This window comes from Kribbella sp. NPDC043289, assembly GCF_056436705.1.
The window spans coordinates 788,834-813,599 of record NZ_JBWKCB010000003.1 but is presented as its reverse complement, the minus strand read 5'-3'; the positions used below and the strand labels follow the sequence as shown (position 1 = coordinate 813,599).

Here is a 24,766-nt window from a genome sequence, read left to right as displayed (position 1 = left end):
ATAGGATCGCAGCATGGCCCTGACCGCGGCGGACGTGTCTCACTTCGAGCGCTCCAGACGCCGTCTCGAGGCGATCGCCTACCGGTTGCTCGGCTCCGCCGCCGAGGCAGAGGACGCGGTCCAGGAGACGTACCTGCGCTGGCAGGCCGCGGAGACCGAACGCATCGAGGTCCCCGAGGCCTGGCTGACGAAGGTCCTCACCAACCTCTGCCTGAACCAGCTCTCGTCCGCCCGGGCGCGGCGCGAGACCTACGTCGGGCAGTGGCTGCCCGAACCGCTGCTCGCCGGCGACCCGATGCTCGGCCCGGCCGACACCGTGGAACAGCGGGAGTCGGTGTCGTACGCCGTACTCACCCTGATGGAACGTCTCACGCCGAACGAGCGAGCGGTCTACGTCCTGCGGGAGGCGTTCGACTACTCACACCGGGAGATCGCGGAGATCCTCGACCTGAGCGAGGCGTCCAGCCAGCAGATCTTCCATCGGGCCAAGAAGCACATCGCGGACGGCAAGGCCCGGACCGAGGTCGACGCGGCGGCCGCCCAGCGGATCGTCGAGGAATTCCTCGCGGCGGCCACCAGTGGTCAGGCCGACTCGCTGGTCCGGCTGCTCACCGCCGACGCCGTCTCGATCGGTGACGGCGGTGGCAAGGTGCCGGCCCGGACCAGTGCAACCGAGGGGGCCCGCGCGGTCGCGCGGTTCTTCCAGCACCTGTTCATCCCGACCACGGCGAAGCGCCGGTACGTCGGCGGCGCCGCGAAGGCCTACGCCTGGACCGCGAACGGCGACCCGGCGCTAGTGGTGGTCGTCGACGACGCGGTGATCGGCATCATCTGCATCGAGGTCACCGACGCCGGGCTGACCGGGTTCCGCACCCAGGCCAACCCGGACAAGCTGGCCCGGGCGACCGAGCTCTTCACCGCCGCCGACCACGGGGAACCGCTGCTGACCATCACGTGACCTGCTTCACACGGCGTACCTGTCAGGAATCGCCGGGCTGTCCGGTTCAGGGGTCGACACCGCATCGGACAGGAGCCCGAATATGAGCAGCAAGCACCGCATCGTCGTCCTCGGCGCCGGGTACGCCGGAGCTGTCGCCGCCGGCCGTCTCGCCAAGCGACTGCGCCCCGAGGACGTGACGATCACCCTGGTCAACGCCGAACCCGACTTCGTGGAGCGGGTCCGGATGCACCAGGTGGCGACCGGCCAGGACCTGACGCCGCGCCCGTTCAGCGAGATGTTCGCGGGCACCGGCGTCGTCCTGAAGGTCGCGAAGGTGACCGAGGTGGACGTCGACCGCAAGACCGTCACGCTCGGCACCGAGGAACTGGAGTACGACACCCTCGTCTACGCGCTCGGAAGCCGCTGGAACCCACAGGGTGTCCCCGGTACCGCCGAGCACGCGTACGAGATCGCGAGCCGCCCCGGTGCCCGGCGACTGCGTCAGCGGCTGGAGTCGTTGACGACCGGGCAGGCGGTGACGGTCGTCGGTGGCGGTCTCACCGGCCTGGAGTTCGTGACCGAGCTGGCCGAGGCGCGGCCGGATCTCGACGTCGCCCTCCTGGTCCGCGGCGAGCTCGGCGACTGGCTCTCGCCCAAGGGCCGCCGGCATGTCCGGAAGGTCATGGACCGGCTCGGCATCACCGTCCACGAGAACGTGTCGGTGACGAGCGTCGAGGCGGACCACGTCACCACGGCCGCCGGTACGACGGTCCCGGCCGCCGTCACGGTGTGGACGGCCGGTTTCGCCGTACACCCGATCGTGCAGGCGACCACGCTCGAGGTCGTCGACACCGGCCGGATCGTCGTCGACGCCACCATGCGCTCGGTCTCGCACCCGGACGTGTACGCCATCGGCGACGCGGCGTACGCGATGGGCTCGAAGAACAAGCCGCTGCGGATGTCGTGCGCGTCGGGGCAGCCGATGGCCTGGCAGGCCGCCGACTCGATCGCGGCCCGGCTGACCGGCGGGAAGCTCCCGCACGCGCCGCTGGCCTACTTCAACCAGTGCATCTCGCTGGGCCGGAAGGACGGGCTGATCCAGTACGTCACCAGCGACGACCGCGCCGTCAACGCCGCCCTGACCGGACGGATCGCCGCCCACTACAAGGAGTTGATCTGCAAGGGCGCGGCGTGGGGCACCGCCAACCCGACGATGGGTCTGCCGACGCGGAAGCACCGCGTCGTCGCCCAGGAGGTCCCGCTGCGCGAATGGACTAGGTGATTGGTGACGGAATGGACCGTGCCAGGAGACCACTCCCCGGCCGAACCTGGTTGCATGACCACCACCCCGCTCCAGCCCACCGCCCGTACGTCGCTTCGCCGGTCGAAGGAACGTGCGGCTACCGAGCGGCATGCGCTGACCGACGTACTCATGGACGGCATGTTCTGTCACCTGGGTGTCGTGGTCGACGGCGATCCGCTCGTGCTGCCGACGGCGTACGGCGTGGACCTGGAGCGCGGACCGGACGGGACAATGTACCTGCACGGTTCGGTCGCGGCCCGGAGCGTGGTCGCGGCGCCGGAGCAGACGGTCTGCGTCACTGTCACGCACACCGACGGTCTGGTGCTCGCGCGCTCGGCGTTCCATCACTCGGTGAACTACCGGTCCGCCGTCGTCCTCGGCGTACCGCGGCTGGTCACCGACCCGGACGAGAAACTCCACGGTCTGAACCGGATCGTCGACCACCTCGTCCCGGGCCGGTCGACAGCGGTCCGGCCGCCGAACCGCAAGGAGTTGGCGAAGACCTCGGTGCTCGCGCTTTCGCTCACCGAGGCCTCGGTGAAGATCCGCACCGGGCCGGCCAGCGACGACGAGCAGGACCTCGACCTGCCCTACTGGGCCGGCGTGATCCCGCTCCACACCGTCGCCGGCGAGCCGGAGGACAACCCGGACTGCGACCTGCTGGTCCCCGCCCACGTCCGCACTCGGGCGAGCATCCTCGGCGCTCCCTCTTAAGCAACCGTTCCCTTGTTGTAGTTCTTCTGGGCCCAGAAGTAGCCGACGATCGCGATCGCCACACACCAGGCCGCGGCGAGCCAGCCGCTGCCGCTGGTCATCGGCGTGCCGAGCAACAAGTGCCGCAGGGTGTCGATGATCGGGGTGAACGGCTGGTACTCGGCGAACCAGCGGATGCCACTCGGCATCGCTTCCAGCGGGATGAACGTGTTGCTCAGGAACGGCAGCAACAGGCTGATCGGCAGGACGATGTTGCTCGCGCCCTCCGGCGTCTTGCTGGTCAGCCCCAGCGCGATCGCGAACCAGGTCAGGCCGACGGTCACCGCGATCAGCAGCGCGGCCGCCAGCAGCCAGTCGACGACCGACGCGTTCGGGCGGAACCCGATCAGCACCGCGAACCCGATCACCAGCGCCAGGCTGACGACGGTCAGGATCACGTTGCCCAGCACGTGCCCGGTGAGGACGGCCGGCCGGAAGATCGCCATCGACCGGAACCTGGTCACGATGCCCTCGGTCATGTCCATGCAGACCGCGACCGCGGGCGACATCGTGCCGGAGGCGATCGACATCAGCAGGATTCCCGGGGTCAGGAAGTCGATGTAGCCGCCGCGGCCGCCCCCTCCGCCGAGACCGGCCGCGAACGTGTCGCCGAAGACCAGGCCGAACAGCAGGATCATGATCACCGGCATCCCGAGGGCGCCGAGCGAGAGGCCGGGGTACCGCTGGGCGTGCCGCAGGTTCCGCCGCAGCATCGTCGAGGTGTCTTGGAGTGCGTAGCTCATTTCGTCGTCACTTCCTCGTGCGTGGGCTGACCGGTGACGGCGAAGAACACGTCGTCCAGGTCTGGGGTGTGGACCGTCAGTTCGTCGACCTCGAGCGAGGCGTCGTCGATCCGGGCGATCAGGTCGCGCAGTGCGTGCACGCTGCCGTCGTTCGGCACCTGCAGCACCAGCGCTTCGTGGTCCGGTGCGGCGGTCGGCAGCACCTGACCGGCGAGCGTGAACTCCTCCGGCGAGGTGAAGCGGAGCCGGATGTGTCCACCAGGCGCGAGCCGCTTGAGTTCGTCGGCCGTCCCTTGAGCGACCAGCCGTCCGTGGTCCAGGACGGCGATCCGGTCGGCCAGTTGGTCGGCTTCTTCCAGGTACTGCGTGGTGAGCAGCACCGTGACGCCGCCGGCGACCAGTTCGCGGATCAGCGTCCACATGCTGTGCCGGCTGCGCGGGTCGAGTCCGGTGGTCGGCTCGTCCAGGAAGATGATCCGCGGGCGGCCGACCAGCGTCATGGCCAGGTCGAGCCGGCGCTTCATGCCGCCGGAGTACGTCATCGCCAGCTTCTTGCCGGCGTCGACCAGTTCGAACTGCTCGAGCAGCTCGTCCGCCCGGCGGCGGGCCTCCTGCTTGCCGAGGTGGTACAGGTCGGCCATCAGGATCAGGTTCTCCCGGCCGGTCATCAGACCGTCGACCGCGGAGAACTGGCCGGTGACGCCGATCGCGGCCCGGACCGCCTCGGGGTCGGTGTGCAGGTCGTGACCGGCCACCCGGATCTCGCCGGCGTCGGCGGCGGTCAGCGTGGACAGGATCTGTACCGCGGTGGTCTTGCCGGCACCGTTCGGGCCGAGCAGGGAAAAGATGGTGCCTTCGGCAACGGTCAGGTCGATGCCGTCGAGCACGAGTTTCTCGCCGTAGGACTTGCGCAGTCCACGGACGTCGATCGCTGAAGACATGAGAGATCCTTGGTTTTCGGGCAGGGCGAACCTGACCCAGGTGGTTGACGGGTCTGTGGAGGAGGAGGATTTTGGGCGTGCTCGCCCGACCCGCCGGCCCGCGTCCGGGGCGCCGGTGGTCAGCTGTTGTGGATCAGTTAGATGTCGAGGTCTTCGACTAGATGTCCAGGTCTTCGACGGCGGGCTGGTGCGCGGCTTCCTCGACCAGTTCGTAGAGGTCCGGCGGGATCAGGTCGCGGAGCTCCTCGACGGTCTCGACGATGTCGAGGGTGGCTTCGCCCTGGGCCATGCTCCAGGACTGGTCCGCGCTCCAGTTGCCGATCCAGGAGCGCCAGCCGGACAGGTAGCGCTCGTCGTCACCGCTGACGGTGAACTGGTTGCGGCGGTCCGCGTGCAGGACGTACTTCCCGGTCCGGCTCCGGTACACCTTGAAGGCCTCGTAGCCGGTGCTGCTCGACCGGCCGCCTTCCGCGAGCAGTACGCCGGAGAACCGTTGCTTGCGGCCGGTGCCCCGGCCCACGCGGACGGTGATCTCGTCGTACCCCTCGAGGCGTCCTTCTTCCATCTCGACGTACCTGCGCAGTGCGATCGAGATCGCCGAGGACAGGTTGCCGCCGAGTTCCTGCGCCTTCTTGTACAGCGGCAGGTCGTCGTCGGACACGTAGATCGTCTTGTTGGGCATCGCTTGTCTCCTCCTACGTAGAACTATACGCAGACGGGTACGCAGGCGTCTACATATATCTCTACGTAGACGCGGAACCGCCCGCGACGGGATCCGTCGCGGGCGGTCCGAGCGGCCCAGTTCGAGCTGCCTCGTTCTAGCTCGGTGAGTACAGCCAGGGCTGCTTGAGGTCGAAGAACGCCGGTGGGCCGGCGGCGAGGCTGTTCATCTCGTCCATGTCCGCCTGCAGGTCCGCTGGGACCTTCTTCTGCTCGCCGGCGCGGGCGTCGGCCTCGGTGGTGAAGAACATCGCCATCGTGTAGTCGCCGTCGTCGTACATGGCGACCTCGCTGGCGAGGATCTCGGGCCGGAACGCGGTCCACTCGTCACGGTGCTGACCCATCAGCTCCCGCGCACGGTCCGGGTTGTTCCCGGCGCCCTGCATCACCTGGACGAAGCCGGCGGCGTCCGGGTCACCGGAGGTGTCGAGGACGACGTCCTCGGTGTCGTGGAAGGTGGCCTGGCCGGTGAGTACCGACGTGAACTCGTGCCACCACTTGTCCTGCGCGGGTGACTCGCTGTTCCGGCGCGCCGCGGCGGCGGAGTCGAAACGAGCCAGCGCGATGAACCGTCCGTCCGTGGTCACTCCGGCCGTCGTCCCCAGCCAGCCGGACGCCTCGGGCGCCAGTTCTTCCATCCACCGATCCATCGCGGCATGTGCCTGCTCGGCGTCGGTGACCTGTCCCTGAATGACCTGAACGAACATGAGACCCTCCCCTGTCTCCCCAGGTCGCTACGGATACTTCGACCGTACGCCGCCCGCCGCGCCCGGGCGGAGCCGTGTGGACATCCGAGAGGCTCAAACCTGAGTTATCCACAGATTTGAGCCGATTTCGACCACTTTCGGTGGAGAAGTAAGGGTCAGGCTGGGGATAACTCCCGCGAAACGGTGTGCACAATTGGGGACACCGCTGTGGATAACTCTGCGGAGCCGGAGATCAGACCCACTGGGTGGAGACGACGAAACCGACCGCGATCAGGCCCATGCCGATCAGCAGGTTCCAGTTGCCCAGGTCGTTCATCACCGGGATGTCCTGGCCGGCGACGTAGAAGACGACCAGCCAGGCGAGTCCGAGCAGCCAGCAGAACAGCATCAGCGGCGCGACCCACACGCGTGACTGGGTACGCGGCTTCTTCGGCGTCTTCTCGGCCTTGACCTTCTCGGTCTTCTTCTTGTTACGACTGCTCGACTCGGGCACGTCTGAACTCCTTGTAAGGACGCATAAGCTAACCGCTGAGGACCGTGCGGGTCCCGGTCCCGGGTTAGCGTAGTGCAGAGAGCAATATGGAGATCACGGGTGCGTAGGTTGAGGCGGATTTCGCTGTGGCGCGTAGGCGCGCCGCTGGCGCTGCTGTGCGCCGGGCTGCTGTTCGCCACCAGCGCCACCAACGCTCGCGGCACCGACCTGCGCCCCAGTCGCAACACTACGCTCGCGGGCCTGGTGGAGGAACAGAGTCGCCGGAGCGCGACCCTGGTCCGGCAGCACGCCGCGCTCACCCAGGACATCGAGAAGCTGCAGGCGCAGCAGGGCTCGATCGACCCGGCGCTGGCCAAGCAGCTCAAGGACCTGTCCGACGACGTCGGCACCACCCCGGTCACCGGGCCTGGACTGACCGTCACGCTCAAGGACGCGCCGTCCGAGGTCGTCAAGGAGAACCCGGACGTCGACGCCGACTGGCTGGTGATCCACCAGCAGGACATCCAGGCGGTCGTGAACGCGCTCTGGGCCGGCGGCGCCGACGCGATCTCGATCCAGAACCACCGGGTCATCTCCACCACCGGGATCAAGTGCGTCGGCAACTCCGTGGTCCTGCACGGTGTGCCGTACCTGCCGCCGTACAAGATCACCGCGATCGGGGATCGCCGGAAACTGCAGAAGGCGCTCGACGACTCGCAGTACATCGAGAACCTGCAGGACTACGTGGTGAAGTTCCAGCTCGGGTACGACGTGAAGAGCGAGTCGTCGATCGCGATGCCGGCGTACGAGGGCACTCTTGACCTGCAGAGCGCGACCGTTCCCGGGTTCGAGCGGACACCGTCGACCAGCCCGTCCGTGACCGGGCGATAATGGTCCGCATGCCGCGGATCCTTGTCGTCGACAACTACGACTCCTTCGTCTACAACCTGGTGCAGTACCTGCAGCAACTGCAGGCCGACACCACGGTGCTGCGCAACGACGAGGTGACCCCCGACCAAGCCGGTGAGTACGACGGCGTCCTGCTGTCACCCGGTCCCGGTACGCCGGAAGAAGCTGGCGCCTGCGTCGACATCGTCCGCGAGAAGGGCGGCGAGGTCCCGATCTTCGGCGTCTGCCTCGGCCTGCAGGCGATCGGCGTCGCGTACGGCGGAGTCGTCGGCCGCGCGGACGAGTTGCTGCACGGGAAGACGAGCCAGGTGTTCCACGAGGGAGCCGGCGTACTCTCCGGGCTCCCGTCGCCGTTCACCGCTACTCGCTACCACTCGTTGGCGATCGCGCAGGACAGCGTGCCGCACGAACTACAGGTCACCGCGCGGACCGAGGCAGGCGTGATCATGGCGGCCCGGCACCGCGATCTCCCGGTCGAGGGCGTGCAGTTCCACCCGGAGTCGGTGCTGACCGAGGGCGGTCACCGGATGCTCGCCAACTGGCTGACGATCTGCGGCGACCCCGAGGCGGTCGCCCGCTCCGCAGGTCTCGCACCCGTCGTCGGCTGACCCACCGCGCAGAAAAGAACCCCCGGAGCGATGATCGCTCCGGGGGTTCTCGCGTTCTCAGCCGCCGATCGTTCTCAGCCGCCGATGGTGATGCCCGGCGTGTTGGGCGTCGACGGCGGTGGTGTCTCGCTCGACGGCGGCGGCGTGTTCGGCTGCTCGATCCGGTTCACCGTCAGCGTGATCGTCGAACCCTTCGGCTTCTTCGTACCGCCCGGGACGCTCTGCGCGAGCACGGTGGCGTCCGGCGAGCTCGGGTCGTTGCCGTACTTGTAGCCGACCACGAACCCGAGTTCCTTCAGCTGCTTCGCCGCGTCATCGGCCGGGACCGTGACGACATCCGGTACGTCGACCTGCGTCTTGCCGCTGGAGATCGTCAGGGTGAACTCCTGACCCGACGGGTACTGCCCGTTCGGGTCCGGGCTGACCGCGAGCACGGTGCCCTTCTTCTCGTCGCTGTCCCGCTCGACCGCCGTGTCCTTGACCGTGAACTGGCCCTTGGCGTCCTCCAGCGTGTTCCGCGCCTTCGACTCCGACATCCCGATCACGTCCGGCACCGAGAACGCGCTCTGACCGGAGGAGATCACCACGCTGACGGTCGACCCCTGCTCCGCCTCGGTGTTGCCCTTCGGCGTCTGGCGGATGATCGCGCCGCGGCCGACCGTGTCGCTCTTCTCCGACGTCGACGAGATCTTCAGGCCCTGACCGGCCAGGATCGAGGTCGCCTCGGTCAGCGACTTGCCGGACAGGTCCGGCACCGTGACCTTGGCCGGTGCGGACGTGGTCGGCGGAGTGCCGCCGGCGTTGTCCTTGTTCATCTTGGTGAACAGCGCGTACGCGCCGACCGCGACCGCGACGATCGCCAGGCCGAGCAGGAAGTACGCCAGCCCGCGGTTGCGGCGGGAGCGGCCGTCCTCTTCGTCCAGTTCGTCGTCACCCGGCGGCAGGACGTCGTTGCCGCCGGTCTGCCGGAACGCCTGGGTCGCGGCCGGCGCGACCGCCGTCGGGGCCATCGCCCGGGTCTCGGCGACCGCGGCCATCGGCGCCGTCACCTGCTGACCGGCCAGCACCCGGTGGATGTCGGCGCGCATCTCGGACGCGCTCTGGTACCGCTCCTCGCGGTTCTTCGCCAGCGCCTTCAGGACGACCGCGTCGACCTCCGGCGGGATGTCCGGGTCGAACGAGGACGGCGGCAGCGGCTGCTCCCGCACGTGCTGGTAGGCCACCGACACCGGCGACTCGCCGACGAACGGCGGCCGTCCGGTGAGGAGTTCGTACAGCAGGCATCCGGTCGAGTAGAGGTCGGAGCGGGCGTCCACGGTCTCGCCGCGCGCCTGCTCCGGCGAGAGGTACTGCGCCGTACCGATGACTGCCGCGGTCTGGGTCATCGTGGAGGACGTGTCGGCGACCGCGCGGGCGATCCCGAAGTCCATCACCTTGACCTGGCCCTGCGGGGTCAGCATCACGTTCCCGGGCTTGATGTCGCGGTGCACGATGCCGGCCCGGTGGCTGTAGTCCAGCGCCTCGAGCACGCCGGAGGTGATCTCCAGGGCGCGCTCCGGCATGATCTTGCGGCCCTCGCGGATCAGGTCGCGCAGCGTCTTGCCGGTGACGAGCTCCATCACGATGTACGGGATCGTGACGCCGGAGCCGTTCGGGTCCGGCTCCTCGCCGGTGTCGTAGACCGAGACGATCGTCGGATGGTTCAGCGAGGCGGCCGACTGGGCCTCCCGCCGGAACCGGGCCTGGAAGGTGGCGTCACTGGCCAGGTCGACCCGCAGCCGCTTGATCGCGACGCTCCGGCCGAGCCGGTTGTCGACGCCTCTGCGGACCTCGGCCATGCCGCCGCGGCCGAGCGGTTCGCCTTCTTCGTACCGGCCGCCGACGAGACGTGCCTGCGATGTCATGACTCAGCCTTCCAAGCTGTCCGGAAACCACACTCAATTTGCCCACGGTAGCGGCCGCTACCGTGGGAACCCCGTCGGAAAGACCCACGGGAATCATTGCGTATCGCGCTCATTGGCCGAGCACCGCCTCCATCACCTGCTTGGCGATCGGAGCGGCCAGCTTGCCGCCGGCCACGTCGTCGCGGGCGACGTCGGCCTTCTCGATCAGCACCGCGACGGCGACCTTCGGGTCGTCGGCCGGCGCGAACGCGGTGAACCACGCGAACGGCGGGCGGTCCTTCGACGTCTGCGCCGTACCGGTCTTGCCGGCCACCTGGACGCCGTTGATCCGGCCCGGCTTGCCGGTGCCGTTGTTGACGACGTCGACCATCATCGCGGTCAGCTGGGACGCCACCTCCGGGGTGACGGCCTGGTGCAGCGACTCCGGCTTGGTCTCCGAGACCGTCTTCAGGTCCGGGGTCTTCACGCTCTGGACCAGGTACGGCTTCATCACCTCGCCCTTGTTCGCGATGCCGGCCGCCACCATCGCCATCTGCAGCGGCGTCGCCCGGACGTCGAACTGGCCGATCGCGGACTGCGCGGTCTGCGGCTCGTTCGGGTCACCCGGGAACTGGCTGGTGGCCACGCTCGGCAGCTCGCTCAGCGGGCGGGCACCGAAGCCGAACTTCGCGGCCTGCTCGCGCAGCGCGTCCGGACCGAGCGCCATCCCGACGGTGCCGAACGCGGTGTTGCAGGAGTACCGCAGCGCGACCGTCAGCGTCGCGGAGTTGCTGCCGCCACAGTTCTTGCCGTCCTCGTTCACCAGCGGAACGGTGGTCTGCGGGAGCGGCAGCTGGGCCGGCGAGTTCACCTTGCTCTCCGGCGTGTACTTGCCGCTGGACAGCGCGGCCGCCGCGGTCACCAGCTTGAACGTCGACCCCGGCGGGTAGAGCTCCTGCGCCGCCCGGTTCGACAGCGGCTTGCTCGCGTCGGCGTTCAGGATCTTCCAGGCCGCGCCGACCTTCTGGGCGTCGTGCGAGGCGAGCACGTTCGGGTCGTACGACGGCCGGCTGGCCATCGCGAGGATCTTCCCGGTCTTCGGCTCGATCGCCACCACCGCGCCGGTCTTCCCGGCCAGCCCGTTGTACGCCGCCTGCTGGGCCGCCGCGTTCAGCGTCAGCGTCACGCTGCCGCCCTGCTGCGGCCGGTTGCTGATCACGTCGATGATCCGGCGGAATGCCATCGACGGGTCCGAGCCGTTCAGCTCGGAGTTCATCGTCAGCTCGATCCCGGCGCGGCCGTACAGGTAGGAGTAGAACCCGGTCGCCGGAGCGTACACCGGGCCGGAGGCGTAGGTGCGCTGGTACTTGAACCGGTCGTTCGACGGTTTGCTCTGCGCGACCGGCGTACTGCCGATCAGGATCGGGCCGCGGTTCACCGAGAACTGCGAGTCGCGGACCCGGTTGTTGTCGTTGCGGCCGTTGATCTCGTTGGCCCGGAAGGCCTGCAGGTACGTCGAGTTCGCCATCAGCGCGAGCATCAGGATGATCGCCGCCACGGCCAGTCGTCGGATCGCCGAGTTCACTGCTTCTGCACCGCCATCGCGATCGTTTCGTCGGACACGGGAGCGGCCGGTGTCTGCGGCCGCCGGGCCTGGTCGCTGATCCGCAGCAGCAGCGCGATGATCGCCCAGTTCGCGACCAGCGACGTACCGCCCAGGGCCATGAAGGGGGTGGTCAGACCGGTCAGCGGGATCAGTGCGGTGACACCGCCGACGATCACGAACACCTGCAGCGCGAACGACATCGCCAGACCGGTCGCGATCAGCTTGCCGAAGATGTCCCGGCAGCCGAGCGCCGTGCGCAGGCCGCGCTCGATGATCAGCGTGTAGACCAGCAGGATCGCGATCAGGCCGGTCAGGCCGAGCTCCTCGGCGAACGACGAGATGATCATGTCGCTCTGCGCGAACAGCGTGGCCTCCGGGTGCCCCTGGCCCAGGCCGCGGCCGAGGACACCGCCCCACGTCTGGCCCATCAGGCCGAGTTTGATCTGCCCGCCGTCGATCGCCCACGGGTCCAGCCAGTCGGTGATCCGGCGATGGACGTGGCCGAACGTCGCGTACGCGAAGAAGGCGCCGCCGGCGAACAGCAGACCACCGATGATCAGCCAGCCGGCCCGCTCGGTGGACACGTACAGCAGGAACAGGAACAGGCCGAAGAACAGCAGCGACGAACCGAGGTCGCTCTCGAACACCAGCACGCCCAGGCTGACGCCCCAGGCGATCCCGATCGGGCCGAGGTCGCGGGCCCGCGGCAGGTCCAGCCCGAGGAAGCGGTGCCCGGCCAGGGTCAGGACGTCGCGTTTCACCACGAGATAGCCGGCGAAGAACACGACCAGGCAGATCTTCGCGAACTCACCGGGCTGAAACGACATGCCGGCCAGCCGGATCCAGATCCGGGCGCCGTTCAGGTTCACGCCGAGGCCGGGGACCAGCGGCAGCACCAGCAGCACCAGACCGGCCAGGCCGGCGGTGTAGGTGAGCGCCTGCAGCCGGCGGTGGTCGCGGACCACCAGGATCACGACCAGGAACAGTACGACGCCGACCGCGGTCCACGTGATCTGCTGTGGCGCGGCCGGTGACTTGGGTGCCAGGCCTTTGGCCTCGCGGAGCAGGGCCAGGCCGAGGTCGATCCGGTGGATCATCGCGACGCCGAGCCCGTTCAGCAGCACGGCGCACGGAAGCAGGACCGGATCGGCGTACGGCGCTCGGTACCGCAGCGCGAGGTGGGCGATCAGCGCGAGCAGCCCGATGCCGGCGGCGTAGTACCCGGTGCTGGCCGGGATCTTGTTCTGGACGGTCAGGCCGATGTTCACGTACGCGCCCACCGAGACGGCGACCGCGATCACGAGCAGCAGCAGCTCCACCCCGCGGCGGGTGCGCGGGATGATCTGGATGACAGACGTCGACGCGATGCTCATCGACGTCCTCGCTTCGCTCCGGGCGCCGATGAGGCACGAGCACGCTGTGTTGTCTTGATGCCCTCGCTCCGCTCGGTCATCGGACCCCGTCACAATCATCCGCGTCGACCCCGGCGCCGGGCGAGGGCGAGGTGCTCGGCGTTGTCGGCACGTTGGTGACCGGCGTGGTCTTCGGCGGCACGGTGACCGGAGGCTTCGACACCGGCGGCTTGGAGACCGGCGTACTCGGCTTCGGGGTCGGTGTGGGCTTCACCTTGGCGGCACAGGCCGCCGCGGTCTGCTGCAGCTCGGCCACGATCGACCGCGCGCCGGCCAGGTTGTCCGCCTGGATGTTGCCCTCCACCTGCTCCCGGCTGTACGTCGGGAGCTTGTCGACCTGTAGCGCCTGCCGCTCGTAGACCTTCGACAGCGCCAGACCGGGAAGATCCGCCTCGACGCCCTTGAAGATCGCCACGTAGTCGCCGTCCGTGCCGACGTAGTACTGCTTCTGGGTCCAGCTGTACGCGTACCAGGCGCCGCCCCCGATCAGACCGAGGATGACCACCAGTACGGCGAGCCGCCGCAGCCACGGGAACCGCTTCGGCGGCCGCGGCGCGTACCGCAGCTCCTCCGGGTCGACGCCCGGACCGTGCCCGCCGCCACCGCCCGGGCCGCTCTCGGCGCCGGTCCGGAGCGCGACCGTCGGCTCGCCGCGGCCGGTGCTGCCCTGGGCCAGCTCGGCGGCCGCGCCGACCAGTTGCGGTTGGGTGCCGCTCGCAGGCTCGGCCTCGACGACGTCCGCGACGACGCAGGTGACGTTGTCGTTCGAGCCCGCCTCGAGCGCGTGCGTGATCAGTTCGACGACGACCGAGTCCGGCGTACCGGAGGCCATCGACGCGGTGATCACCTCGTCACTCACGTAGTCCGGCAGGCCGTCGCTGCACAGCATCAGCCGGTCGCCGGCCTGGACGTCGAGGATCTGCAGGTCCGGGTCGGAGTCCGGACGGCCGTCGAGCACCCGGAGGATCAGGTTCCGGTGCGGGTGCGTGAAGGCCTCCTCCTGGGAGATCCGGCCCTCGTCGACGAGTGACTGCACGAAGGTGTGGTCGTGGCTCAGCTGGTACAGCTGGCCGTCCCGCATCCGGTACGCCCGGGAGTCGCCGAGGTGCGCCATCCCGAGCTGCTTGCCGTCGAACATCAGCGCGGTCACGGTCGAGCCCATGCCTTCGCGCTCCGGGTCCTCCTCGACCAGCTCGGAGAGCCGTTCGTTCGCCCGGTGTACGGCGCCGGCCAGCGCCTCGATCATGTCCTCGCCGCCGATCTCGGCGGTGTCGAGCCGCCGGATCACCTGGACCGCCGCCGCGCTGGCCACCTCACCGGCCGCGGCGCCGCCCATTCCGTCGGCGAGCAGCAGCAGATGCGGACCGGCGTACGCCGAATCCTCGTTGTTGCGGCGCACCCGTCCGACGTCGGACAGTGTGGCGTAGTCGAGCGACAGGGTCATCGAGGCAGGCCTACTTCGCGATGTTCAGCGTCGTCCGGCCGATCCGGATCGATCCGCCGATCTCGGCCGGAACCGGGCGGGTCACCCGGGCGCCGTCCAGGTACGTGCCGTTGGTGGAGCCGAGATCCTCGACCCACCACTGGCCCTCCGACTGGAAGACCCGGGCGTGCCGAGTGGAGGAGTAGTCGTCGTCCAGCCGGATCTGGCAGTCCGACCCGCGGCCGATGATCACGGCTTCCTCGGCCAGCGACGCACCGACCCCGGCCTGCGGACCGTCCGCGATCGTCACCGACCCGGGCAGGCCCTTGCGCTTCTTGGCCGGCTTGGCGGGCTTCGGCGTCCGGGACGCCTGCGGTACGGCGGGAGCCGCGATCCGGCTGTCCACCTTGGCACCGAACAGGTCGGACCTGATCACGGACAGCACCGCGAGGACGAACATCCACAACAGGGCCAGGAACCCCAGTTTGATCAGGGTGAGGGTCAGTTCCGACATGGACTTTCTGTCACCACCCGCTGCTCGGCGGCTGGGCCATCGGCTCGTCCGCGAGACGCAGCGTCATGGTCGTGTTGCCGATTCGGACGGTCGAGCCGTCCACCAACTCCGCCTCGGCGCTCCGGCGGCCGTTCACCAGCGTGCCGTTCGTGGAACCGAGGTCGACCAGCACCACCCGGATCCCGCCGGGGCCTTCCGGCATCAGCCGGATCTCCGCGTGCCGCCGGGAGACGCCCGGGTCGTTGATCTGGATGTCCGCGTCGGTCCCGCGGCCGAGCACCACGCCGGGCGGGTTGACCGGACGGCGCCGGCCGTTCACCTCGAGCATCACCTGCGGGTGGCCGCGACGCGGCGCCTGCTGCGGGGGCGGTTGCTGGGGTGCCTGCTGGGGCGGCATCGGCGGCTGCTGGTACGGCGGGGGGCTCTGCACGACCGGCTCGTTCGGCGGCACGTAGGGCTCCTGCTGGTAGGGCTGGGGCTCGTAGGCCGGCTTGCGTTGGGGCGTGCCGACCGTGGCGCTGACCACCCGGAACTTACCGGTCGGCAGCTCGTCGTGCTGGACCAGCTCGATGTCGATGGGCCCGGAGAACGTGTACCGCTGGATGTCCGCGTGGTCCCGCAGCTCGTTCGCGAGCTCGTGGTTGAGGGTCCGGCCGTAGGCGTTCAGCCGCTCGAAATCGTCCGGTCCCAGCTCGATGGTGAAGTGGTTCGGCACCAGCCGGCGGTCCCGGGACAGGATCCGCGCGGTGTTGTCGATCTCACGCTTGAGTGCCGCGGCCAGCTCGATCGGCTCGACATCACCCTTGAAAGCGCGCGCGAAGACACCGCTGACAATGCCTTCCAGGCGTCGCTCGAAGCGCTGTAGCGGTCGCACGCCTCCTCCTCCACAGTCGGTACGCCGAATCTGTCCACCGGTCGTGGCGGACACACCGGGTACGACGATCGATCGTATCGGGAGGTTCGACCGAACCCGCAATGTGAAGCTCCGGCACAACCCGTGCTACTGTTCCTTCTCGTCGCCAGGAGAGCAATCCAGGCGGCTGCGCGCGGGTGGCGGAATAGGCAGACGCGCACGGTTCAGGTCCGTGTGCCCGAAAGGGCGTGGGGGTTCAACTCCCCCCTCGCGCACAGACAAGGTCCCGGTCGATCACGACCGGGACCTTTCGCGTTCCCGCCCGGATTTCCTCCTTTCGGATGATCCTGCCGGAACGCTCCGTAAATTTCCGTTGTCCCGGGCTCTGAGGCGGACAGAAAGTTGCACCGGCCGGCAGGTGCTGATCCGCCCGGTAGGTGACGGGGTGGGTCCGTCGGGAGGGTGACGTCTGGGGGTGGGGTGGGGTGGGAAGGTGCTTCTCATGGAGGAAGCGCTGGAGCTTGACGGGCTTACCAAGGTTTTCGGGGAGCAGCGGGCGGTGGACGGGGTCAGCTTGAGCGTGCCGGCTGGGTCGTTCTTCGGGATGCTCGGGCCGAACGGGGCGGGGAAGACCACCTCGTTGTCGATGGCGGTCGGGTTGCTGCGGCCGGACGGGGGGACGGCGCGGATCTTCGGGGCCGACGTGTGGCGGGAGCCGGTGCGGGCCAAGGCGTTGGTCGGGGTGCTGCCGGACGGGCTGGGGATGCCGGAGCGGTTGACCGGGCGGGAGGTGCTGACGTACCTCGGTCTGCTGCGCGGACTGCCCGAGGACGAGGTCAAGCGGCGTGCGGCCGAGCTGCTGGAGGTGCTGGAGCTCGACCACGAGGACGAGAAGCAGGTGATCGGTTACTCGACCGGCATGCGGAAGAAGCTCGGGCTCGCGGTGGCGTTGCTGCACGCGCCGCGGCTGCTGGTGCTGGACGAGCCGTTCGAGGCGGTCGACCCGGTGTCGGCCGCGACCATCAAGACCATCCTGCACCGGTTCATCGCCGGTGGCGGTTCGGTGGTGATGTCGAGCCACGTGATGGCGCTGGTCGAGCAGCTGTGTGACCGGGTCGCGGTGATCGCGGACGGGAAGGTCGTTGCCTCGGGCACTGTTGCGGACGTGCGCGCCGGCGGCAGCCTGGAGGACGCGTTCGTGTCACTGGTCGGTGCGTCGACGCGCGGTGCGGAAGGCCTGACGTGGCTCTCGCACTGACGTACGGCACCTCGCGCACCCTGGTCCGCATGCGGTTGGCCGCGTTCCGGCATGCGCTGGACGACCAGTTCCGCCGGTCGTGGATCGTCACCGGTGGGTTCGTCGGGCTGGCGCTCGCGGGCGGGACGCTGTGGGTCGCTGCACGGGGCGATCAGGACGTACTGGTCGTCGTACTCGCGGTCTGGATGCTCGGCTGGGTGGTTGGGCCGTTGTTCGCCGGTGGTGGTGACGAGACGCTCAAGCCGGAGTACTTCACGATGACGCCGCTGCCGCCGCGGACGCTCTCCACCGGTCTACTGGTGGCTGCGCTCGCCGGAGTCGCGCCGGTCATCAGCCTGGTCGCTCTGCTGAGTCTCGTGGTCCTAGGCACCCAGCTGGGTGTCGCTTCGGCACTCGTCGCGGTGCCGGCGGTGTTGCTGCAGTTGTTCTGCTTCATCCTGGCGTCGCGGCTCGCTGTCGCGGTGTACGGCGTACTCCTGCAGGTCCGGGCCGGTGCGGTGATCGCAGCGCTCGTCAACGCGTTCATCCTGGCGTTCACGGCGCAAGGGTGGGCGCTGATCGTCGCGTTCGTGTCGACCGACGTACAGGGCACGATGGCGCAAGCGGCCCGGATCGCGCCGTCCGGGTGGGGACTGGCCGCTGTCGAGGCAGCCGGGCGTGGTGACTGGCTCAGAGTCCTCGCAGCGCTCGCGGGACTCGCTCTGCTCGCTGTCGTGATGCTGCTCGCCTGGTCCGCTCTTCTGGTACGCCGAACAACCGCAGCGCGCGCCGGCGGGAAGATCCGGCGTACCCTCAGCGCCCGGACTCCAGAAGGCGCTGCCGCCGCGAAGGAACTGCGCTCGTGGACCCGTGACCTGCTCTACGGTCACAAGGCGATCTTCGCGGTCGCGTACGGCGTGTTCTTCTGCCTGATGCCGCTGGCGATCGGACTGAAGTCGATGCTGCCGTGGGCGGGTTCGGCCGCCGTGGTGATGGCCGGCTCGATGAGCGCCAACCTGTACGGCGCGGACGGTACTGCGTTCTGGACCACGCTGATGACGCCTGGCTCGGCGCGGCCCGACGTACGGGCGCGGCAGCGGGCGTTCTTGCTGGCCTTCGGTCCGTTGACGCTGCTCATCACCGTCGTGCTCACCTGGTGGTCCGGAGTCTCCAGCGCGTGGCCGCTGGTGCTGAGCGTGTTGCCCGCGCTCCTCGGCGGTGCAGCCGGTCTGATCGTGGCGTGCTCGGTGTACGCCGCCGTACCGACGACCGATGCGCACAAGCGGGCCGGGAACCCGCTCAACTCGGGTGAGAACGAGGGCGAGACGATGGGCATCGTCTACGTGATGCTCGTGCTGGTCGCGACGACCTGTGCCCCGGCCCTGATCGTGGCGCTCTACACCGGCTGGTGGGGCGTGCCGGTCGGCCTACTGTCCGGCGTCCTGTCCTGGTGGTACTTCGGTCGCGTGGCAGCTCACCGTCTCGACACGCGCGGCCCGGAGCTCCTCACGTTGCTCAAGCACGGCCGATCGCCCGCGGAACAGGCCAAGAACACCGCGGGGTTCGATGCGCTCCCGAGGTGGCGGCGGACGCTCGCCGGGTTCTGCCTGGGATTCGGGGCGATCCCGTTGTTCCCGCAGGCCGTCGTACCGGCGATCTTCAAGCTGACCGGTAATCACGACACCAAGTCCTGGTTCCTGGCCCTCTACCAGGAGGGACCGTGGCAGTGGGTCGTGATCGGGCTGATGGCCGCGCTGGGGTTGTCGATGTACGCGTACGGCGGGCTCACCTACTACTACGCGAAGAAGCGCGCTCCGGGTGTGCCGGTCGCGGTAGTCGCAGGGTAGGGGCGCCGCGGTGCCGGGCGCTGGTGGTGTTGATGGTGCGGTGGTTGCGCAGCATCCAGATCGCCACGGCGGCCGCCGCGATCAGGCCGGCGATCCCGGCGTAGTCGGTCAAGCTCATCATCGATCTCTTCTCCAGGGCGGTGGGCTCGGCGGCGGCGAGTTCCGCTGGCTTCTGACCAGGAAGTGACGGGTGCTCAGTGTTTCCGTGATGGCGCAGACGTGTCATGGCTGATCCGTGCCAGAGGGAAAGCGCTCGCTTCCTGCTCAGGAACCCTGCTTAGGTGGTGCCCGGAGGTGGGGCGGATGCAGGACGGCTTGTTGCTCGACGCCCGCGAGGAGCAGACTTACCGGCTGCTGGTCGGCCTGACCGCGGCGCGGGCCGCGGAGCTCGCCGAGGTCGCCGAACTGCCGCCGGCGGAGACCGACGAAGTACTGCAGCGACTGCAGGCCAAAGGGCTGGTGACGGTGCAGCCGGCCGAGGACCCGGTGTTCCGGCCGCTGCCGCCGGACGTCGCGCTCGGCACCACGCTGCTGCGGCGCCAGGAGTCGCTCGAGGCGGCCCGGAAGACGGTGGCCGCGCTCAGCGAGGAGTTCCGGGCCAGTGCGAGCCGCCGGGACGCGCACCACCTGGTCGAGGTGATCGTCGGCGCCGGCACGCTCCGCGAACGGCTCGCCGACCTGCAGAACTCGGCCCGCGAGGAGATCCTCTGGTTCTGCCGCGCGAACCCGCTCGCGATGCAGGGCGCCGACAACACCGAGGAGTACGGCGCTCTCTCGCGCGGCGTACGGTACCGGGCCATCTACGAGCGCGCGCTGATCGAGACCCCGGGTGAACTCGACTCGATCGCCGAGGGAGTCAGCTGGGGCGAGGAAGCCCGGGTACTGCCGACGCTCCCGGTCCGGATCGCGATCGTCGACCGGTCGACCGCGATCTGCCCGCTGGTCCGCGACGACGAGAGCCTCGGTGAACCGTCCGCCGCGATCATCAGCCGCGGCCAGCTTCTCGACGCACTACTGGCGCTCTTCGAGAGCTACTGGGAGCTGGCGACCCCGGTGCGCCTCCAGGCCGACCAGGAACAGCAGTCCGAAGGGCTGGACGACGCAGAGCGCCTCCTCCTCTCCATGCTCGTCGCGGGCGTCCCCGACAAGTCCATCGCCAACCAGCTCGGTATCAGCCGCCGCACAGTCCAGCGCCGCCTGGACCGCCTGATGACCCTGGCCGGCGTAGACACCCGCACCGGCCTCGCCTTCCAGGCGGCCAAGCGCGACTGGCTGTAAAGTAGGCCGCTGGCGGGCTGTTGCGCCGATGCAGCGCTACAACCCGCCAGCGATCAAACAACCAGTCAGCGAACCCCGTACGCGCGGATGACCGTTTGGGTGACGGTGGAAGTGGTGCTGCGCGCCGTTACCTTCAGGGAGACGGTGTCGTGGGCGTTCGGGACCACCGCGAGGTAGTGGCCGGCGACGCCGATGACTGCGAGCTTCTGCCAGGTCTTGCCTTCGTCGAAGGACGCCGACGCCTGCAGTGAGGTCGCGCGGGGCGACTCGAAGCCGATGACGTGCGTCCGCGCACTCACCTTTCCGGTCAGGTCGACCGGGACCTTGTAGTCGACCTGCTGCAGTGCGAGCGGCGTGGCCTTGTCATCCGACTGCTTGGCCGAGCGGAACTCCCACGAGGTCGCCGTACGGGTGCCCCAGTTCCACTCGCCCTCGCTGTCGATCCGTTCGGTGGACAGGTCGAGCTTGTACGCCGCGTCCGCGCTGGAGGTGATGACATCGGCCCACGCGTTCGGCATCTCCGCGACGACCTTGCCGTCCCGTGACAACGTGGCTGACGCCTTGGTGGTCTCCTTGATCGTGTAGTGACCAGCAGCGTCCACGAACGAGGGGATGCGGAGCGACAGCCGGTCACCGGTCCGCGTGGACTGTACGCCGGGTGCTGCCGCCGGCCGGACCACCGGACCGAACCACGTCTCGTCCGACTGACCGGTCCGGTAGCTGCGCGGTACCGACGTCATACCGCCGGACAGCGGGTTCATGGTGTCCCACGTGTACAGGTGGTGCACCCGGTGCTGCCAGAGCGAGTCACCAGACGTCACCCACTCCTCCCGCACCTTCGGCGTCTCGACGAAGCGCTGGTAGTCGTTCCACGAGTACTCCTGCCACGGCCGCCATCCGAAGCGCTGCTCCTTGGCCCAGTTGAAGCCGCCGTTGTCGGCGTACCGCGTGGTGATCCGGGCGCTGTTCGCCGGCGTCACCTTGTAGTGGATCTTCGCCGGGATCGCCCCGGTCGAGACCTGCTGTACGTCGTACAGGTACGGGCTGGACGTGGTCAGGGTCAGGTCGATCGTCGCCTTCCCGCGCCGGACCCGGTCGACCAGCTTCTGGCCGTCCTTGAACGTGGTGACCATCGCCGGGATCGGCTCGCGGTCACCGGTCGGCCGCCAGACCGTCCACGCCGACCAGTCGGCCGGCCGGATCAGGATGACCGCCGCCGCGCCGGCCGCCGCGGCCGCCTTGATCTGCTCCTTCTCACCGTCGGAGTCCAGCACCACGAGCGCGCCCTTCGCCTGGTCGAGCGAGGTGACGATCGGGAACCGGCGCCGGCCCTCGTACGACGGCGACTGGTGCAGCAGGTTGATGTCGAGCGGACCGGAGACTCCGGGGATCGACGCCTGCACCATCGGCGCGACCAGCTGCCAGCGGGACGAGAACTCGAAGCTGCCGTCCTTGACCGGCTTGGTCGGCGTCACGTTCACCTGCTTGACCGTGCTGAAGTGCATCACGCCGTGGCTGATCGAGCGGCCGTTGCCGTACACGCGGTGCACGTAGTAGCTGAGCACCGCCTGCTGTTCCGACGGCTTCGGCGTCTCGATCGTGATCGGGACCGCCTTCCGCGCGTCGATGACGATCTCGGTGTCCTTGCTGACCACGACGTTCGGGTCGGTGAACAGACTCGCCTGCTCGTCCTGCGGGTTCGAGCTGTCGACCAGCGAGTGCAGCAGGTACGTGCCCTCCTCGACCTCGGCCGTGAACGTCTCGCCGTTCGGGATCCAGGCCAGTACGTCGGAGCGCGAGTTGTCGCCGTACAGCGAGATCACCGGGACGCCGGTGGGCTTGCCGTCCAGGTCGACCGCGCGGAGCGTGACCTTGTGCTTCGGGCCGGCCCGGAGCGCGCCGACCGCGGTGTGGGTGACGACGCCGTCGGGGCCGGTGGCAACGACCCAGCCGCTGTACTGGCCACGGCCGACCTTGGCCGGGTCGAGGTTCAGCGGTACGTCGGCGGTGCCGTTCGCGGGGACCGTGACGGTCGCCGGCAGGGTGAAGCCGGTCGCCGGCTGCTTGTCGTCCAGATTGGTGACCTGAGCGGCCAGCGTCAGCGTGACCGGTGCGTCGGAGTCGTTCCGGTAGGTGACAGTGCGCGTACCGGTCTCCAGACCGAAGTCGGCGACGCCGCTCGCGGTGACCTTCTGCGCGACGGCCCGAGTCAGGTCGACGCGGCCCGCGCCCTGCTGGTAGACGCTCTGCTCAGGCTGCGTCTTCGCGGTGCTGACCAGGGCGTTCTTCAGCTGGTCGGCTTTCCAGTCCGGGTGCTGCTGCGCCAGCAGAGCGGCCGCGCCGGCGACGTGCGGTGTCGCCATCGACGTACCGGAGGCGGCCGTGTAGAGCTCGTCGACCGGGTCGCCCATGACCGTGCCGGCCGCGCGGGCGGCGATGATGTCGACGCCCGGCGCGGTGATCTCCGGCTTGAGCCCGGAGTCGCCGAGTCGCGGTCCGCGGCTGGAGAACTCGGCCAACTGGTCGTTGCGGTCCACGGCGCCGACCGTCAGCGCCGAAGCTGCGGCGCCCGGCGTACCGACGGACTCGTCCTGGCCCTCGTTGCCGGCCGCGACCACGAACAGCGTGCCGGTCTGCGCGGTGATGTCGTTGACCGCCTGGCTGAGCGGGTCGGTGCCGTCGGTCGCCTCACCGCCGAGGCTCATGTTGACGACCTTCGCGCCCTCGGCCGCGGCCCACTCCATGCCGGCGATGATCCACGAGTCGTAGCCGTACCCGTCGTCGCCGAGCACCTTGCCGACCAGCAGGTCCGCCTTCGGCGCGACGCCCTTGCGGGTACCGCCGGCGGCCGCACCGGTGCCGGCGATCGTGGCCGCGACGTGCGTGCCGTGGCCGAAGTGGTCCTCGGTGCCGCTCGGGCTGCCGGAGAAGTCCTGGCTCTCCTTGACCTTGCCGGCCAGGTCCGGGTGGTTCGCGTCCACGCCGGTGTCCAGGACGGCGACATTGACGCCGGAACCCTCGTACCCGGCCTTCCAGGCGTCCGGCGCACCGATCTGCGGGACGCTCTTGTCGAGCACCGGCTTGATCTTGCCGTCCAGCCAGATCTTGCCGACACCGCTGTTCAGCGAGCGGGCGCCGACGGCCGGCTTGAGCGATTTCCACAGCTCCGGCAGCTGGTCCTTGGCCGCGTCCACGGCCCGGCCGCCGATCGACGGGAGCTGCCGCGTGGTCGTCGCACCCGCGAGGGTCGAGGCGCCGCGGAAGCCCGGGCTGTCCTTGACGATCAGCGGGAGTTGCTTGGCCGCGGAGTCGCCGTACCCGTCGGCGATCAGCTCGTCGACGTCGAACAGGTTCACGTCGAGTACGCCGGTGGAGACATACGGTACGGCGTCGCTCGGCAGCACCCGGAGGCCGCCGTCGGCCTCGACGGTGTGGAACGAGACCCCTTCGCGGCCGGCCGCGGGAACGACGCTGGCGGCCTTCTTGCCGTTGCCGGCGTCGGTCACCGAGACGACGTCGCCGGTGATCAGCGTGACCACCGAGGTCGCGCCCGGGGTACCGGTGGGGCTCGGAGGCGCCGCGGACGCCGGGGTGACCGTCGCCGCGCCGAGGGCGAGCACCGCAGCGGTGGTGACCGCGGCGATGCGTCTGGAGGAGGACATAGGCGGATTCTCCTTCGAGAGGATGGGGGCAGGCTCACCTCTGCTTCTGGGAGAGTTTGCAATCACGTCACGGGTTACCGCCCTGTCCATCACTGCCGTCCCTGCGACATGGCGCAACCACGCCAGCACCAGGCACCATCGACGAATGACCGCACAGCAGTTGGTACGCCGATGGGCGTGGGTGGGGACCTTCTTGATCGGGGCGGGGCTGTACGTCGCCGTACTGGCCGTGCTCGCCGACACCGGGAACCCGAACCTGTTCCCGACGATGATCCTGCTCGGGGCGCTCGTCGTCCCGCTGACGTTCGTGACGTTCGCGGCCGGGCGGTCCGGGCGGTGGCTGATCGACGGGCCGACGCTGGGCGGCTGCCTGCTGTTCGGCGGCGTCGTCGGCGTGGTGGTCGCGGGCTTGCTCGAGTACGACGCGATGCGCCGGCTCGGGACGCTGCCGATGGTCGGGGTCGGGGTGATCGAGGAGGCGGCGAAACTCGTCGTGCCGGCGATCCTGGTGGTGTTCTTCGGGCACCGGTACCGGACGTCGATCGGGCGCGGGATCGTGATCGGCGTCGCGGTCGGCACCGGGTTCGCGATCCTCGAGACGATGGGCTACGCGTTCGTCGCGCTGCTGCAGTCGAACGGGAACGTCGGTGCGGCCGAGCAGACGCTGTTCATCCGCGGCCTGCTGTCGCCGGCCGGGCACGCCGCGTGGACCGGGCTGGCCTGCTGGGGTCTGTGGCGCTTCGTGACCGCGCCGAGCGGCCGGCACTTCGCGTTCTTCCTCGGGATGTACGCCGTGGCGGTCGCGCTGCACACCACCTGGGACGGCATCGGCGGCCGGATCACGTACGCCGTCGTCGGGGCGATCTCCATCGGTCTCCTGCTGTACGGACTGAAGCGCTCCCAACGATCCGACGCCGTCCCGGTACCGGCCTGACGCCCGGTCGAACCCGGAAGG

Annotated in this window: 21 protein-coding genes and 1 tRNA gene; 10 read left to right on the top strand and 12 right to left on the bottom strand. The window is 69.2% G+C overall.

Going from position 1 to position 24,766, the window contains the following annotated elements; genetic code table 11:
• The first annotated feature begins 13 nt into the window (after positions 1-13).
• The 3 genes from sigJ (at position 14) to AC0662_RS22220 (ending at position 2,957) form a co-directional block, all read left to right on the top strand.
• Positions 14-958 carry an RNA polymerase sigma factor SigJ gene (sigJ, locus tag AC0662_RS22230; RefSeq protein ID WP_452196410.1) on the top strand — a complete coding sequence of 315 codons (945 nt, stop codon included), beginning with the start codon at positions 14-16 and terminating at the stop codon, positions 956-958.
• A gap of 82 nt (positions 959-1,040) precedes the next feature.
• Positions 1,041-2,222, top strand: a complete 1,182-nt coding sequence (locus tag AC0662_RS22225) for an NAD(P)/FAD-dependent oxidoreductase (protein ID WP_478302876.1) — start codon at positions 1,041-1,043, stop codon at positions 2,220-2,222.
• A 54-nt stretch (positions 2,223-2,276) separates the two neighbouring features.
• The gene (locus AC0662_RS22220) at positions 2,277-2,957 is read left to right on the top strand and encodes a pyridoxamine 5'-phosphate oxidase family protein (protein ID WP_452196412.1); all 681 of its coding nucleotides are present in this window, start codon (positions 2,277-2,279) and stop codon (positions 2,955-2,957) included.
• Here the strand turns inward: AC0662_RS22220 and AC0662_RS22215 are convergent.
• From AC0662_RS22215 to AC0662_RS22195, 5 genes are all read right to left on the bottom strand, one after another.
• Entirely contained in the window at positions 2,954-3,739 is a 786-nt protein-coding gene (locus tag AC0662_RS22215; RefSeq protein ID WP_478302873.1) for an ABC transporter permease, read from the bottom strand. The two genes, AC0662_RS22220 and AC0662_RS22215, sit on opposite strands and share 4 nt — an antisense overlap.
• On the bottom strand, positions 3,736-4,680 hold the full coding sequence (locus AC0662_RS22210; RefSeq protein WP_452196414.1) for an ATP-binding cassette domain-containing protein: 945 nt from the start codon (positions 4,678-4,680) through the stop codon (positions 3,736-3,738). Before AC0662_RS22210 ends, AC0662_RS22215 begins: the two co-directional genes overlap by 4 nt.
• A 157-nt stretch (positions 4,681-4,837) precedes the next feature.
• Positions 4,838-5,362 (bottom strand): EXLDI protein, encoded by a 525-nt coding sequence (locus AC0662_RS22205; protein ID WP_452196415.1) that lies wholly within the window; start codon positions 5,360-5,362, stop codon positions 4,838-4,840.
• 136 nt (positions 5,363-5,498) lie between these two features.
• Entirely contained in the window at positions 5,499-6,107 is a 609-nt protein-coding gene (locus tag AC0662_RS22200) for a hypothetical protein (RefSeq protein WP_452196416.1), read from the bottom strand.
• 232 nt (positions 6,108-6,339) lie between these two features.
• Positions 6,340-6,600, bottom strand: a complete 261-nt coding sequence (locus tag AC0662_RS22195; RefSeq protein WP_452196417.1) for a cell division protein CrgA — start codon at positions 6,598-6,600, stop codon at positions 6,340-6,342.
• A 99-nt stretch (positions 6,601-6,699) separates the two neighbouring features.
• Between AC0662_RS22195 and AC0662_RS22190 the strand changes: the two genes are divergently transcribed.
• Together AC0662_RS22190 and AC0662_RS22185 are read left to right on the top strand one after the other, a co-directional pair.
• The gene (locus AC0662_RS22190) at positions 6,700-7,470 is read left to right on the top strand and encodes a DUF881 domain-containing protein (RefSeq protein ID WP_478302870.1); all 771 of its coding nucleotides are present in this window, start codon (positions 6,700-6,702) and stop codon (positions 7,468-7,470) included.
• Between the two features lie 8 nt (positions 7,471-7,478).
• On the top strand, positions 7,479-8,096 hold the full coding sequence (locus AC0662_RS22185) for an aminodeoxychorismate/anthranilate synthase component II (RefSeq protein ID WP_478302868.1): 618 nt from the start codon (positions 7,479-7,481) through the stop codon (positions 8,094-8,096).
• A 74-nt stretch (positions 8,097-8,170) separates the two neighbouring features.
• Here AC0662_RS22185 and pknB read toward each other — a convergent pair whose 3' ends face one another.
• From pknB to AC0662_RS22155, 6 genes are all read right to left on the bottom strand, one after another.
• Positions 8,171-10,000 carry a Stk1 family PASTA domain-containing Ser/Thr kinase gene (pknB, locus tag AC0662_RS22180; protein WP_452196420.1) on the bottom strand — a complete coding sequence of 610 codons (1,830 nt, stop codon included), beginning with the start codon at positions 9,998-10,000 and terminating at the stop codon, positions 8,171-8,173.
• Between the two features lie 109 nt (positions 10,001-10,109).
• Positions 10,110-11,564, bottom strand: coding sequence for a peptidoglycan D,D-transpeptidase FtsI family protein (locus AC0662_RS22175; protein ID WP_452196421.1), 1,455 nt, complete (start codon positions 11,562-11,564; stop codon positions 10,110-10,112).
• The gene (locus AC0662_RS22170) at positions 11,561-12,958 is read right to left on the bottom strand and encodes an FtsW/RodA/SpoVE family cell cycle protein (protein ID WP_452196422.1); all 1,398 of its coding nucleotides are present in this window, start codon (positions 12,956-12,958) and stop codon (positions 11,561-11,563) included. Before AC0662_RS22170 ends, AC0662_RS22175 begins: the two co-directional genes overlap by 4 nt.
• Before the next feature lie 76 nt (positions 12,959-13,034).
• Complete coding sequence (locus tag AC0662_RS22165; protein ID WP_478302867.1) at positions 13,035-14,441, bottom strand: PP2C family protein-serine/threonine phosphatase; 1,407 nt, start codon at positions 14,439-14,441, stop codon at positions 13,035-13,037.
• 10 nt (positions 14,442-14,451) lie between these two features.
• Entirely contained in the window at positions 14,452-14,934 is a 483-nt protein-coding gene (locus AC0662_RS22160; protein ID WP_452196424.1) for an FHA domain-containing protein FhaB/FipA, read from the bottom strand.
• Positions 14,935-14,944: 10 nt separating this feature from the next.
• The gene (locus AC0662_RS22155; protein ID WP_452196425.1) at positions 14,945-15,808 is read right to left on the bottom strand and encodes an FhaA domain-containing protein; all 864 of its coding nucleotides are present in this window, start codon (positions 15,806-15,808) and stop codon (positions 14,945-14,947) included.
• Between the two features lie 170 nt (positions 15,809-15,978).
• Between AC0662_RS22155 and AC0662_RS22150 the strand changes: the two genes are divergently transcribed.
• The 4 genes from AC0662_RS22150 (at position 15,979) to AC0662_RS22135 (ending at position 20,149) form a co-directional block, all read left to right on the top strand.
• A tRNA-Leu gene (locus tag AC0662_RS22150) sits at positions 15,979-16,062 on the top strand.
• A gap of 227 nt (positions 16,063-16,289) precedes the next feature.
• Complete coding sequence (locus AC0662_RS22145) at positions 16,290-17,045, top strand: ABC transporter ATP-binding protein (protein WP_478302863.1); 756 nt, start codon at positions 16,290-16,292, stop codon at positions 17,043-17,045.
• The gene (locus AC0662_RS22140; RefSeq protein WP_478302861.1) at positions 17,030-18,871 is read left to right on the top strand and encodes a hypothetical protein; all 1,842 of its coding nucleotides are present in this window, start codon (positions 17,030-17,032) and stop codon (positions 18,869-18,871) included. The genes AC0662_RS22145 and AC0662_RS22140 overlap by 16 nt, the downstream gene beginning before the upstream one ends.
• A 303-nt stretch (positions 18,872-19,174) precedes the next feature.
• Complete coding sequence (locus AC0662_RS22135) at positions 19,175-20,149, top strand: helix-turn-helix domain-containing protein (RefSeq protein ID WP_478302859.1); 975 nt, start codon at positions 19,175-19,177, stop codon at positions 20,147-20,149.
• Between the two features lie 65 nt (positions 20,150-20,214).
• Here AC0662_RS22135 and AC0662_RS22130 read toward each other — a convergent pair whose 3' ends face one another.
• Complete coding sequence (locus AC0662_RS22130; RefSeq protein ID WP_478302857.1) at positions 20,215-23,811, bottom strand: S8 family peptidase; 3,597 nt, start codon at positions 23,809-23,811, stop codon at positions 20,215-20,217.
• 145 nt (positions 23,812-23,956) lie between these two features.
• On the opposite strand from AC0662_RS22130, the gene AC0662_RS22125 reads away from it, so the two are divergent.
• Complete coding sequence (locus tag AC0662_RS22125; RefSeq protein WP_452196436.1) at positions 23,957-24,745, top strand: PrsW family intramembrane metalloprotease; 789 nt, start codon at positions 23,957-23,959, stop codon at positions 24,743-24,745.
• Positions 24,746-24,766 lie beyond the last annotated feature (21 nt).

Coding starts and splice junctions, on each gene's coding strand:
- sigJ (WP_452196410.1), top strand. CDS start 14: ATGGCCCTGACCGCGGCGGACGTGTCTCACTTCGAGCGCTCCAGACGC.
- AC0662_RS22225 (WP_478302876.1), top strand. CDS start 1,041: ATGAGCAGCAAGCACCGCATCGTCGTCCTCGGCGCCGGGTACGCCGGA.
- AC0662_RS22220 (WP_452196412.1), top strand. CDS start 2,277: ATGACCACCACCCCGCTCCAGCCCACCGCCCGTACGTCGCTTCGCCGG.
- AC0662_RS22215 (WP_478302873.1), bottom strand. CDS start 3,739: ATGAGCTACGCACTCCAAGACACCTCGACGATGCTGCGGCGGAACCTG.
- AC0662_RS22210 (WP_452196414.1), bottom strand. CDS start 4,680: ATGTCTTCAGCGATCGACGTCCGTGGACTGCGCAAGTCCTACGGCGAG.
- AC0662_RS22205 (WP_452196415.1), bottom strand. CDS start 5,362: ATGCCCAACAAGACGATCTACGTGTCCGACGACGACCTGCCGCTGTAC.
- AC0662_RS22200 (WP_452196416.1), bottom strand. CDS start 6,107: ATGTTCGTTCAGGTCATTCAGGGACAGGTCACCGACGCCGAGCAGGCA.
- AC0662_RS22185 (WP_478302868.1), top strand. CDS start 7,479: ATGCCGCGGATCCTTGTCGTCGACAACTACGACTCCTTCGTCTACAAC.
- pknB (WP_452196420.1), bottom strand. CDS start 10,000: ATGACATCGCAGGCACGTCTCGTCGGCGGCCGGTACGAAGAAGGCGAA.
- AC0662_RS22170 (WP_452196422.1), bottom strand. CDS start 12,958: ATGAGCATCGCGTCGACGTCTGTCATCCAGATCATCCCGCGCACCCGC.
- AC0662_RS22165 (WP_478302867.1), bottom strand. CDS start 14,441: ATGACCCTGTCGCTCGACTACGCCACACTGTCCGACGTCGGACGGGTG.
- AC0662_RS22160 (WP_452196424.1), bottom strand. CDS start 14,934: ATGTCGGAACTGACCCTCACCCTGATCAAACTGGGGTTCCTGGCCCTG.
- AC0662_RS22145 (WP_478302863.1), top strand. CDS start 16,290: ATGGAGGAAGCGCTGGAGCTTGACGGGCTTACCAAGGTTTTCGGGGAG.
- AC0662_RS22135 (WP_478302859.1), top strand. CDS start 19,175: ATGCAGGACGGCTTGTTGCTCGACGCCCGCGAGGAGCAGACTTACCGG.
- AC0662_RS22130 (WP_478302857.1), bottom strand. CDS start 23,811: ATGTCCTCCTCCAGACGCATCGCCGCGGTCACCACCGCTGCGGTGCTC.
- AC0662_RS22125 (WP_452196436.1), top strand. CDS start 23,957: ATGACCGCACAGCAGTTGGTACGCCGATGGGCGTGGGTGGGGACCTTC.